Annotated in this window: 1 protein-coding gene; it reads left to right on the forward strand. The window is 48.2% G+C overall.

What is annotated here, in order from left to right:
- Positions 1-27: 27 nt before the first annotated feature.
- The gene (locus BUB13_RS18775) at positions 28-14,532 is read left to right on the forward strand and encodes a tandem-95 repeat protein (RefSeq protein WP_072907914.1); all 14,505 of its coding nucleotides are present in this window, start codon (positions 28-30) and stop codon (positions 14,530-14,532) included.
- Position 14,533: the final 1 nt, after the last annotated feature.

Here is a 14,533-nt window from a genome sequence, read left to right on the forward strand (position 1 = left end):
TTTCAAATTGTCCTCAGGAGGGGTGCTGTGAAGTTCATCAAGATACTTCTATTTGCCGTCGTTTGCTTTTTTCCACTCGCAACATTTGCTGAAACTGTCGATACCAGCAATGATCCACCACGCGACCCCTTTTACAGCCAAGGTGTCGAGCTTGATAGTGGCCCGTCAATGCAGGTACCACTAGAGAGGGTAGATCCTTTCTCTGGAAACCTGTCAATTGTGCATACCGATATTGAACTGCCGGGTAACGGTGGTTTGGACCTTAAGATCATGCGCTATTACGATAGTGCAATCTGGGGGCGCCGGGATCAGCCAATCAAAACAATCACCGCAGGTCGAGAAGAAAGCCCACTGGGCCTCGGCTGGTATATGCACATGGGTATCATCAAGAATCCGCGTGGAACCGGTAGTAGTAATCGCTATCTGGCCGACAATCCGATTTTCGAACTACCTGATGGTTCGCGGCATATCTTTTATAAAGACAAGAACAACCCCGACCAGTTTATCTCGAACGATCTATGGATCATGAAACGGGTTGGGTTGAACATTACAGTACCCACCTCTGAAACCACTTGGGAAGTTATTTCTCCTGAAGGGATGATCTATACCGCAAAGTACAGCATTGATGGTACCGGCTATGAGGTATCAGGCGATCCTGTTGCCCAAGTAACCAAGATTGAAAACCCATCGCAAACCGCTTCAATCAGCATTGAATATACACAACGAGCGATAAATGGTCTGCTTGAAGGTAACTACGGCCTGATCACACGGATTATCGACAGTACCGGACGGATAGTCAATTTCACTTATGACTCCAACTATCACCAACTGAAAAACATTTCAGTGGCAGGCCTTTCTATCGACTACATCTATGAAGTCGAGACCCTTGCAGTTAACGCGTATCGTAGTTTCCTGCGAGAAGTACACCCTACAGAGGGAACCCCTTGGCTATACGAATATGACATGAGTGATCCGACCAGCCCGTTAATGGGTGATGAATATGGTCATGAGCTGATTCGTATGACTTATCCGACTGGCGGCCAGATTGAATACGATTATAGTGACGTGATGTTTGATACTGGCATGGTTGATGTCGGTTTCAGTGTTATCACGGAACGTTCACAGTATGATCGTGGTGGTGCACTGCTGGGTAACTGGTATTACAGCTACAATTCCGGTTCGAGCTCTGGGGCGACTACAACAGTGAGCGCTCCTAACGGAGTGAGCGAACGACACACTTATTACGGCTGGGGAAGTTGCCCTGGCGACGATTGTAACGGAACCGTCTGGAAAATCGGCAAGCCGTTAAAAACCGAGGTTATTCAAGGTTCCCTGTCAGAGGTGACAGAGTATGTTTGGACTCAAGGGGCCACCATCTCGAATGATACGACAGGGAATCCAAGCTGGAACAATAAAGGTGGCTGGATCTACGATCCGCAAATTTCGCTTCCGCAATTAGCGCAGAAAAAGATTACCCGTAACGGCTTCAGCTATACCACTAATTACAGCGATTTCGACAACTATGCAAACCCAAGAGAGATTGTCGAAAGTGGACATCTAGACCGTACCCGCAATCTGACCTATTGGTACAACACGGCAAAGAACATTGTTGCTGGAAAAATCGACTACGAAACAATCACCGGGAGTCTGTCGGGTAGCTTTTCCATCGATAATCAATTTTTGACCGATGGTCGCCTTGACTACTCAATCCGTTTCGGTGTGAGAACCGATTACGGTTATGACAGCAATGGCAACATCAACAGCATCACCGATGCCAATCAGAATACCACGACCTACGTTTGGGACAAAGGGCGAGTAAGAACGATTACCAAACCGATTAGCGGCTATTCGATTAGCCGAACCATTAATGACAACGGCACCATTGCCAGTGAAACGAATGGTCGAGGATACGCCACAGCTTATCTGTATGATGGGAATCTGCGACTGACCCGGATTACACCTCCTTCTAGTAGTTCTGATCCATCAAATCTGACAACAATCAGTTATGAGCCGGACAGCTCAAAGAAGACAGTTCTTAAAGGCGGTTTTTCCACAGAATATAACTATGATGGTTTCGGACGACAAACAAGTAGCAGTAACACTGCTGCAGTGACTACCAGCACTGAATATGCGGCCTATGGTTACAAGCTGTCAGATGATTCCAATATCGGTGACAAGGTCGATTACGACTTCTTTGGACGCCCCACACGAGTGACGCATCTTGGATCTGAGGGGTATTACATCGGCTATGCATATTCAGCAGATGTTGCCGGTTCGCTCGTGACAGTAACCGATGAGGCAGGTAAAAAGACAGTCTATACCTATCATTCATTCGGCAGCCCGGATGAACAGCTGCTGAAGAAAGTTGTTGATGCCAAGAACTACAGCACCAGTTACGACTACAATATTCTTGGTAGCTTGACTGACATTGCCCAGCCGGGACTGGCACGCAGCTATACCTACTACCCAACCACCGGTTTTTTGTGGACCGAAACCCACCCAGAGACCGGCACTATTACATACACGCGCGATAGTGTCGGTAACATCGACACCAAAAGGGATTCCAGTAATATCACTTGGGATTACACTTTTGATGCGATCAATCGTCTGAAATCAATTGAAAATCTATCGACTGGTAGCACTCTTAATTACGATTATGATCTCGCGGACAACCGTACGTCAGTGGTGTCACCGAGTGCGAATATCACTATAGGTTTCGACCCGGTAAACCGGCCGACAAGTAAAACCGAGACAATTAGTGGTCGAGCCTATTCAATGGGTTTCGATTATGATGGCAACGACAACCTGACGGCCATCACTTACCCAAATGGGCGTGTTGTTGATTATACCTACAACACGAAAAATCAAATCAATACAGTTCCAGGCTATATCGATTCTCCGATCACCCATACTTTGGCTGGGCAGCCGGAAATCTTTACCTATAACAACGGTGTACAGAACGACTATAGCTACAATGCGCGTTTTGTCACTGACAGAATTCAAGCAGGTTCGTTGCTGGACTTGCAGTACCAGTACGACAGTCGTGGCAATACCAATCTTATTATGGACAATCTTGATGGAAGCAAAAGTCAGGATTTTTCTTACGATGAGTTGAATCGTTTAATGACTTTCAACGGAGCTTGGGGGGCTGGAGCATACGGCTATGATCCTCTTGGCAACCGGACCTCGAAAACCATCAATGGCAATACCTCTTCTTATACTGTTAATTCAGGCACCAATTATCGTTTGACCTCAATAGCTGGTCCAGAAGCTGCTAGCTACGGCTATGACAACACAGGAAAAGCCACCAGTGGGAGTTGGGGGGGCGACAATTATCTTCTCGGATACGATGACCATAGCAATTTGAACTCAGTGCAAAAGAACGGTTTGTCGGCTGGCAGCTATGCCTATGATGCTGATGGACAGCGGGTCGTTAAAACAGCCGAAGGTGAAACGACCGTTTATCACTATGGGTTGGACGGCAATGTGCTGGCAGAAACAGCACCGGATGGCACGCTTTTGGCTGACTATGTTTATCTGTACGGTAAATTGATGGCCAAGATCATGCCGGATACCGATGGTGATGGCGTGGGTGACAGTATTGACAACTGCGTGAGTCTGGCAAATGCCGATCAGCTTAATGCTGATGATGATGCGTTGGGCGATCTTTGCGATAGCGATGATGACAACGATGGTATCGAGGATCAACTTGATCCATATCCGTTTGATGATGGAATGGTGGTGCGCCCAACACCGGAAAGTATCACTGCCTCAGAGCAAACCTCGATCAGCATTTTGATCGATGATTTGGCATCGGCAGGTGAAGAGGTGTTGTTTGAACAGATCTTCGATACCAACGAAAACGGAGCGGTTGATTTCGGCGAGCCGGTTGTTCGGTCGTTCCGGATAACCGATGGTGCTGCTACTTCTGCTGGTGTCGTTGGTGATACCGATGGCGTTGTCGATGGCCGTATCAGTCTGGTCTTGCCAAGTTATGATGCTCTTGATCGCTCCAACGCACCGGGGAGCTATCTGCTGCAAACGACCACTGGAACAGAGGTTGCGGTCTACTCATTTACGGTAGATCCGGAGGTTCAGGCACAAACTTTGGCTGGGACCTTAAATGATGGTAGCAGCCCTGTGGTTGGCGCCTATGTTCAGCTGCTCGATAAGTGGCAAAAGCCAGTTGCTTACGCATTGACAGACAAGTTGGGGAACTACCTGTTCAATGTGGAAGAGCCTGGTGACTATCTGGTCGCTCCCATGGCTTTCGGATATACACGTGATTTGAAGGCTTTAAACACCGTTGCCGTTGGTGTTGGCGAACAGGTGGCCAGTCATGATTTAAGTGTATTGTCTGGTGGATATCAGCTCAGCGGGTCGGTTACGGTTCAAGATGCAGGTGTCTCTGGTCTGCTGGTTGTTGCGGAGAGTGAGCGTTATGTCGGTTACGCTCTGACAGATGCTGATGGCAATTACTCAATGCAGCTCCCTGTTGGGGGCTATAGCGTTAGGGTCGCAGTTGAGGGGAGTAGTGCGCCTGCTCTCCAAGGTTATCTGGTGCCAGCAACGTCACAGGTTGCTGTAAATCTGTCGGCTGATTACTCAGGAGCGGATATTGCGCTTGAAGCTGCAATACCAACAGTGAGCGGGTACGTGCTTGACCAATCCAGCAATCCGGTTGTGGGCATTGCAGTTTATGCTACGCAGGTAGGAGATGACGAACCGCAAGCTTGGGCTGTGACCGATGCCTCCGGTGCATACAGTTTTGGTTTAGTAGATGGTGACTGGAAGCTAGCACTGGGCAACGAATACAGCCAAGTACTTGGCTATGTCAGTGATGGTTTGGATGTGACCATTGCTGGTGGCAATCTGACTGATCAGATCATTGTCGCAACAGATGCCGATGCTGCAATTGAAGGTGTGGTGCAGTATGTAGATGGTCGTATGGGTGAGTATTTGCCTGTGATCATCAGCGAGTCCGCCGGTCCCAAGAGTTGCACCGTTAAAACGGCGGTCGATGGATCATATCGTGCTGTGGTTTCCGCTGGTGATTGGGCTGTCAAGGTTGTTGGTATTGAACAGTCGGTGTCGGTCACGACAGGTCAGATTGCAATTGCCGACATCACCGGCCCTTCGGTATTGTTGGAATCTCCGAATGGTGGTGAACTGCTTGTTTCCGGCGAAATCCAAACAATCTCGTGGTTTGCCTCTGGAGAAGCAGATAACTCCTTACTTGAGTATCGTCTGACACCGGCTGCGCCTTGGAAAGAAATTGCCGCCGGAGTAACCGAAACTTCCTATTCCTGGACCGTTCCACCAGTCAATTGCTCAGTTCCACAATCTGAGGTTCGAGTCACAGTTTTTGATGCGAATGGAGTTGAGCTGGTGAGTGATATCAGTGATGACTATTTCGTCATCATGGAGAGCTCGTGTCCCGCCCCCTATGAGTATGAGCCAACGACTGGACAATGTGAGTCTCCACTGGATTATGCAAGTCCACCTTGCTCTGATGGCGGTACGCTGAACGTTGCAGGTGATATGTGCGAAATCACTACGCCTGAGTGCCCGGCCGGTTACAGCTATAATTTTTCTCGCAATCAGTGTGAAAAGGACCCTGATTGTGGTTCAGGAACTTATGATTCAGGGGTAAATCAATGTGTATCAGTTACCCAGGAAAGCATTGGTGCGACAGCTAATTGGACATGCACGGGGAAGGCGAATATTGGTTCGTACTTTTCAGCAGAATGCACAACGGGAACCTCTGGGAGTTGTCGAGCAACCATTGACGAAAATACTGTTGGACTGGGAGGGAGAACTTGGGAAAGTGGTCCGATTTATGTTGATTTTGAATTTGATGGTCAGTGTGAGGTCACATGGTATCGAGCAGAATGGCCTGGGTCTGTTTATGGATCGAGAGAGTCAGAAGAAAGTAATCCATATCTCACCTATCCTCCTTTAGGCAGTTTTGTACAGATCAATTACCAGTATAGCTATTTCTCTTCTTATTACTATGCGGAAGATTGGCTGAATTTATTTAATGAATCGGAAGTTCAATATAGTTGTCCATCGGCTGAGTATGTGCTTTCGGGGACAACCTGCACAAGGGATGTCGATAATTATTATGCACCATCATGCACAATGGACTACAGCGTTGATAAGTGTTATGCGGATCCTTCTTGCCCTGGTGATTATGACCTGGTTTTGGCGAATGACCTCTGCCAGGATGTCCCGATAATTGCCAGCCCTCCCTGCTCGAACGGTGGTGTTGTCGGCACCTCTGGTGAATGCGAGCTTGTCTGCTCGGGTGAGAATAATATCCCTCCAATAATAACCGGCCAGAATGTATTGGAGACCGATGAAAACGTTTCACTAGCGATTTCTTTGAGTAATTTGCAAGTGGACGATCCTGAGGGGAGCTATCCATTTGGATTTACTCTTAGCTTGCTGCCGGGCAGCAACTATACAATCGCAGGTCTCACTATCATTCCAGATTTGAATTTCAATGGAACCTTGACAGTTCCTGTGACTGTAAATGATGGGTTTGACGAAAGTAGCATTTTTGACCTGTCGATAATTGTAAATGGTGTGAATAATTCTCCCGCTATATCTGGAACACCAACCGGAATCGCCAATCCAGATACTGCATATGCTTTTTCGCCAATTGCAACGGATTTAGATGGGGACACGCTTAGTTTCACAATTGTCAACAAACCATATTGGGCGAACTTTGATTCGGGAAGCGGAACCTTGTCGGGGCTACCTGTCCTAGAAGATTCCGGGATTTACGCTGGCATTGTAATCAGTGTAACTGATGGGTTGGAGACTGTGTCACTGCCAGCTTTCGATCTCGAAGTGCGATTGCCTGAAGCTGGCGACATGGACGCCAGCTTTGGAGTAGATGGTGTTGTCGCTGGTGCTGTGCAGCATGATTCGGTTATCGAGACATTGGCGTTGTCCGGCGACCAGGTTCTTGTTCTTTCGAAAAGCGATGAGGGCGTGGACCAAGGGGTTTATTTGGTTCGCTACAATTCGGATGGATCGCTGGATAGCACCTTTGGAAGTACAGGGAAAGTTGCTGTCGCTTTAGGAGGGATGACACTCCTGAATTCGATGACCCTGCAGCCTGATGGAAAGATATTGGTTGTTGGTGAGTCGTATAGTGCGGTGACTAAAAACGATATTCTTTTGATCCGTTTTACTGCCGATGGAAGCTTGGACAGTAGCTTTGGCGGTGCTGGCTATGTTGCAACCGATCTTGGGGCTTATGAAACGGGTTCCGGTGTTGTGTGTCGTTCAGACGGAAAGATTTATGTGTCTGGGGATAGTAAACCAGATGACCTTAGTGCTAACGATGCGCTGTTGGTTATTGCATACAACAGTGACGGCTCTTTGGATACACAGTTTGGAGGCAGTAGCGGCTATGTTCTGACTCCATTGGATGGTTTTGTTTCTGCAGCGGCTAACAGCTTACTCTTGGATGATGAGGGGAAGATTATTGTCGCGGGAACCAGTGAGGATGCGTCTGTAGATAGCTTTACACTGGTACGATATGGTTCTGATGGCAACTTGGACACCTCTTTTGGCTCTGGAGGCATTGTAAAAACCAGCCTAAGCGGACCAAGTGACCTTGTATGTGCAATGCCTGCTGGTAACGGAAAAACCAATCTTGTCGGCGAAGTTTATCCAGATAGCGGAACGGACCTTTTGGTTGGACTTTCTCGGATAAATAACGATGGTAGCCTTGATATTGACTTCGGCAGTAACGGACAAGTTTTAACTCAGGTATGGACGAGGGAAAACGAACGTTTCAGGGTCAGGGATTGTGCCGTTCAAAGAGATGGCAAGCTAGTTGTTGCAGGCCTTGATACCTACGAGCCGACTGGTGAAACAGCCGCCGGTCTTGTCCGTTATGATCAGTCTGGTGCGTTAGATAGCTCTTTCGGCACAAATGGTATTTTGCTGTCGCAGGCAGAGTTTGCGGATACTGTTGTGCCTATGTCTGATGGAAGTCTCTTTGTTGCTGGGGGGATGAGCTCAGAAGAGACACCAGCCTACAGTTTAACGTGTTACCTGGCAGGGACTCTTGGTTCGTTGCTGATTGAAGGGGGTAGTGCAACAACCGAAAGTACGAACACGCAATTGGACTTATGGTGTTCCAGTAACGGGAATAATTGTTCTGAAATGCGTTTCAGTCCAGATGGTGGAGCATGGTCTGTTTGGGAGCCGTACAGCGCTACAAAAACATGGCAGCTCTCGGATGGCGGCGGCCTAAAAACAGCTTATGTCCAATACCGTGACGGGTATGGGACAACAACTCCAGCTTACAGCGATAGCATCACCATGCTGGGCAATATTCCTCCGGTTATTGTTGGGCAGAACAATATCACGATTGCTGAAGACTCAAGTTACACTGTCGTTTTTGATGATTTGACGGTCGAAGATACTGATAGCAGCTATCCTGCCGATTTTGTCATGACCATTGCTGATGGAAGCAATTATGCCCTGAATGGGAATGAAATTGTTCCAGCTGATGATTATTACGGCGAACTGATCGTTCCTGTTTATGTAAATGACGGTTTTGATAACAGTAATGTTTATAATTTCTCAGTGTCAGTTACTGCAGTAAACGATGCGCCAAAGATTGCAGATACCTCGTTTAGTACTTTTGAAGAAACTTTATACAGTGGAACCTTGCCGGTAGCGACAGATACTGAGGGTAGTGCTTTAACCTATGCCCTTGTCAGCGCTGCAACTGGCGGTAGTGTCGTGGTTAATGCTGATGGGAGTTTCGAGTACACCCCGCATGATAATTTCAGCGGTTCAGATAGTTTTATTTACAGTGCTACGGACGATGGTGGCTTGAGTGGAGAAGGCCTTGCGTCAATTACCGTCACAGGCGTTAACGATGCTCCAACGTCGGCAACAGCAAATATTGTTACAAACGAGGATACCGTAAGTGCAGGTACCGCTCCGCTCGTTATTGATTCTGATTCTGGAGATACTCATACCTTTATCATCGAAACTCAACCAGCAAGTGGTTTCGCATCCGTTATTGATAGCAAGCTGACCTACTCCCCGAATGAGAATTTTAATGGCGCTGATAGCTTCACGTTCAGGGCAACTGATGCTGGAGGATTGTTTGTTGTCGGAACCGCTGCAGTTACCGTTACAGCCGTTAATGATCAGCCGGTAGCTAGTATCGACAGCATTACTGCCCAAGAAGATACCCTGTTCAACGGAACACTTCCGGCCGGAAGTGATGTTGACGGTGATCCTTTAACTTACTCACTGGTCATGGATGCTACTTCCGGTACCGTTACTATGAGCCCAGATGGTAGCTACAGCTATGATCCGCTGGATGATTTCAGTGGAAGTGACAGTTTCAGCTATCTGGTCAACGATGGTCTTCTCGATTCATCCGCAGCTGTTGTCACTATCACTGTAAATGCAATCAACGATGCTCCGATTGCTGTAGGTGGAAGCGTTTCTACCGACGAAGATGTTGTTTTGGTTGGAACCCTGCCTGTTGGCTCAGATACCGATGGAGACAGCCTTACCTACCAATTGGCTACTGATGCTGCTAACGGCACTGTCATAGTAAATGCTGATGGTAGCTACAGCTACACACCGATTGCTGATTTCAACGGTTCGGATAGTTTTACCTACACTGTAAATGACGCTGTCCTCGATTCTGCAGCGGCGACAATGACAGTGTCAGTTGTGGCGGTCAATGATGCCCCTGCAAGCAGCCCAGATACAATTGAGACCACAGAAGATGTTGGAGGCGCCGGAACACTGTCTGCCAGTGATGTAGACGCAGATACTTTGACCTTTATTCTGGTGGATTTACCAACGAACGGTACTGTCGATCTGGATGCGTTAACTGGTGCCTATACCTATACTCCGAATGACGATTTCTCTGGAGCCGATAGCTTTACCTACAAAGTCAATGACGGTGTTGTTGATTCGGCGGTTTCGACGGTCAGCATCACAGTCACCAATGTCAACGACGCCCCTTTCGCTTCGGCTGGTATTGCGTCAACTCCAGAGGACTCAACTCTTAACGGAACTCTACCCGTCGGTTCAGATGCCGATGGTGACAGCTTGACCTATCTACTGGTGGCTGGTGCCACCAACGGTAGCGTCACGGTGAATCTGGATGGAAGTTACAGCTATACACCGACTGCTGATTTCAATGGATCGGACAGCTTTACCTATAAAGTTAATGATGGTGCTATAGATTCAGCTGCGGCACAGATCGATCTGACCATCACTTCGGTTAACGATATACCTACCTCTGTAACAGCAAGCATTACCACCAACGAGGATGTTGTAAGCGCAGGAGTTACTCCGGCAGTTGTCGATCCTGACCTTGGGGACACCCATACTTTCACAATCGAAACCCAACCGACTAACGGCCTGGCATCGGTTGTTGACGGCAAGTTGGTTTATGATCCAAGCACTGACTTCAGCGGTGGTGACAGTTTTACCTTTAAGGCGACAGATAGTGGTGGACTGTTTGCTGTTGGAACCGCTGCCGTCACCGTTGTAGCGGTCAACGATCAGCCAGTTGCAAGCACTGACAGCGTTTCCGTCCAAGAAGATACCCTGCTCAACGGAACACTTCCGACGGGGACTGATGTTGACGGAGATTCTTTAACCTATTCACTAGTCACAGATGCTGCGTTTGGCACCGTTACAGTGAATTCCGATGGTAGCTACACCTATGCTCCGCTGGATGATTTCAATGGAAGTGACAGCTTCAGCTATCTGGTCAATGATGGCTTCCTCGATTCTGCCGATGCTGTTGTCACCATTACTGTAAATGCAATCAACGATGCCCCTGCTGCTGCAGATGGAAGTGTTTTTACCGACGAAGATGTCACTTTGGCAGGCACCTTGCCTGCTGGTTCTGATGTTGACGGTGATGCTTTGACCTATCAGTTGTTTACTGATGCAGCAAACGGCACAGTCATTGTGAACACCGATGGTAGTTACGACTACACACCGCTTCCTGATTTCAACGGTTCGGATAGCTTTATCTACACTGTAAATGACGGCGTTCTCGATTCTTCGGTAGCGACTATCACAGTAACTGTTGCTGCAATCAACGATGCACCGGCAAGTAGCCCGGATACGGTTGAGACAACGGAAGAGGTCGGTGGCGGCGGTACCTTGCCTGCCAGCGACGTGGACGCAGACACCCTGACCTTTATCCTAGTCGATCTTCCGACAAACGGTACTGTCGATTTGGATGCGTTGACCGGTGCCTACACCTACACTCCGAATTTCGATTTCTACGGAGCAGACAGCTTTACCTATAAAGTCAACGACGGTGTTGTCGATTCGGCGGTTTCGACTGTCAGTATCACGGTCACCAATGTCAACGATGCGCCTGTCGCTTCGGCCGGGAATGCATCAATTCAAGAAGATACTACTCTGAACGGAACCCTGCCGGTCGGTTCGGATGCCGATGGAGATAGTTTGACCTATCTACTGGTGACTGGTGCCACCAACGGTAGCGTCACGGTGAATCTGGATGGAAGTTACAGCTATACACCGACAGCTGATTTCAATGGGGCGGACAGCTTTGCCTATAAGGTTAGTGACGGTGTTGTTGACTCTGCTGCAGCACAGATCGATCTGACCATTACTTCGGTCAATGATGCGCCGATCAGTGCTGACGGCACATTGGTCACCAGTCAGGATGTTGCAAACAGCAATATGCTAACCGGTAGTGACATCGATGGAGATAGCCTGACATTCTCAGTGGTGGCTCAGGCGACCTCAGGTGCTGTTGTCATTGATAATGCAGCAACTGGAGCTTATACCTACACCCCGAATACTGGGTATGTCGGCTCCGACAGTTTCAGTTTCAAAGTCAATGACGGAACAGTCGATTCCAGTACTTCTGTAGTCACAATCACAGTGACTGGCGTTAATAGTGCCCCGACATCTACCAGCGCTACGATCAATACTGTTGAAGATGTTGTCAGCGCAGGGGTAACACCAGTTGTTATGGATGCAGATGCTGGTGATACACATACCTTTACTATTGAAACCCAACCGCTGGGCGGGACCGCGAACGTAATCGGTAATCAACTGATCTACGATCCGACTTCTGATTTCAACGGTGCCGACAGCTTTACTTTCCGAGCAACTGATAGTGGCGGTCTGTTTGTTATCGGCACTGCTAGTGTTACGGTTACGCCTGTCAATGATGCTCCACAGGCATTTATTGACAGTGTAACGACTTCGGAAGGTGTCACGTTCAATAGCAACCTGCCTGAGGCAACGGATGTTGATGGTGATAGCTTAGGTTACTCATTAGTGACCGCTGCCGAATACGGTTCTGTTGTTGTGAATGTAGATGGCAGTTACAGCTACGTCCCGAATGTGGATTTTAATGGCAGCGATAGTTTCAGCTACTTGGCGAATGACGGAACTGTCGATTCCAATATCGCTGTTGTGACGGTTACTGTGACACCGGTGAACGATGCTCCTGTCAGTGCTGGAGACAGTATTGTGACCGATATGGATGTTGCATTCGATGGTCAACTGATTGCGACTGATATCGATGTGGATCCATTGACTTACACTATTGTGATCCCGCCTGCGAACGGCAGCGTGACTCTGGATGCGGGGACAGGAAGCTACACCTTTACGCCTGATCCTGGTTTTGTCGGTAGTGATAGTTTCAGTTTTGTTGCAAACGATGGAGTGGTCGATTCGAATGTTTCGGCAATCGATGTCACTGTCAATGAAGTTGGAACGGCATTTTCGACTCTGTGGACGGTACAAGATGGCTCTGTCGGTGACGACTTGGCTTCCGCCGTCACCGTCGATGATCTCGGTACCATCTACGCTGCAGTCAATAGCAACGACAGTTTGCATGGCTTGGCAAATAGTGGTGCCGTGGACGGGTATTTAGTTGCTTATGATGCTACCGGGAACTACCAGCATGCGGTTGTGGTTGGAACTATCAACGATGACCATATTCAGGATCTTGTAACTGATACAGCGGGCAACGTCGTTGTTGTGGGTACCAACGAAGGTGGGCTTGCAGGAACCAGCGATGGCGTTGGCCAGGATATCTTCGTTGCCAAGTATGCAGCCGATGGTTCAAGTGTTTGGCCTGTGGCTCAGTATAGTGCCGGTGGCGATGAAGAAGCTATTGCCGTTAGTGTTGATGCAAGCAGGAACATCCAAGTTGCTGGTAGCACTGTTGTGGAGATCGTCAAAAGAAGTGGCAGAATCGAAACCACCAATTCAATCCTACTGATTCAGTATGATCAAGATGGTGTTTTGAACTGGGAGAGTAATCATACTATCGGTCTCAGTGATACGGTCGTTGATATGGTTACTGATCAGTATGGCAACATTTATGTTGTTGGCTCGACGGTGGAAGCTCTGGATGCGCAAATCAATAATGGATTATCCGATGCATACATTGTGAAATTCGACAGTTCAGGAAATCGGCTCTGGACCAAACTGTTTGGGACTTCGATGGAGGATTTCACTCAGGCAGTCACAGTTGATAGTAGCGGTAATATTTATCTTGCTGGGGAAACATACGGTAGTGTCGATGGGCAACCGAATGCAGGGGCGAGTGATTTCTTTGTTGCCAAGTTCGACAGCAGTGGGACTTCGCTTGGTCTGCAACTACAGGGTGGGACTGCTGACTTTGAAGCAGTCAGCGACGTTGCTGTAGATTCCAACGGAAACATTTTTGTCTTTGGTAGTACCAAGGGCCGGTTCGATGGTGGTGCAACAGATCCTGCTATCGATAATGCGTTCTTTGGCAAATACGACAAGGATGGTGTTGCGGTTTCGGTTCTGCAGTACACCAATCAGACCGATAATAGCGACTTGACTGGTTCTGCGATGGCAGTTGAGGGTTCAGGGGATATTGTCCTGCTGGGCTCAACGGCTGGAATGGTTGATCAGGCGGCTAACGCTGGTGGTTTTGATTACTACTTCAAAAAGCTCAAAGGGGAAGAGCAGGTTGAACCACCACCAGTTGCTTTGAGTATTACGATTGATCAGGTTGCAACTCCAACTACAGAATCTAGTCAGCTTGTAACTGGTATTATGACCGAAGGTGCGACAGTGTCGGTTTCTGTCGATACGGCGGCAGTGGTTGGAGCGGTAAATTATCCGTCTTTGGCTAGCTGGGAGTGTTTAATTAGCGACCTTGCTGAAGGGACAAATACAATCACTGCTACAGCCGAAGATGGTGTGTCAGAGCCTGTAACAGATATAGCTGTGATTGATTATGCTCCGGTAGTAAACAACACCATCAAGATAATCAAGGCGGAATACTATGCCTTCAAAAGCTCTCTGACGGTTTATGCCTCAAGTGCTCTAGGTATTGATGCGAGCCTGGTTTTGGATGGATACGGGAATATGGTGTGGGATGGCTCACAGTCGCGTTGGGAAATGGTTATTTTAGATGTCCCTGCTGCTCCTTCGTCAGTAACCGTGTCCGGGCCTGAGGGTAGTGTTTCTGGAACTGTGAGTGTTAAATAGT

Origin of the sequence: Malonomonas rubra DSM 5091 (assembly GCF_900142125.1) — a bacterium.
In the GTDB taxonomy this organism is placed as follows: Bacteria; Desulfobacterota; Desulfuromonadia; order Desulfuromonadales; family Geopsychrobacteraceae; genus Malonomonas; species Malonomonas rubra.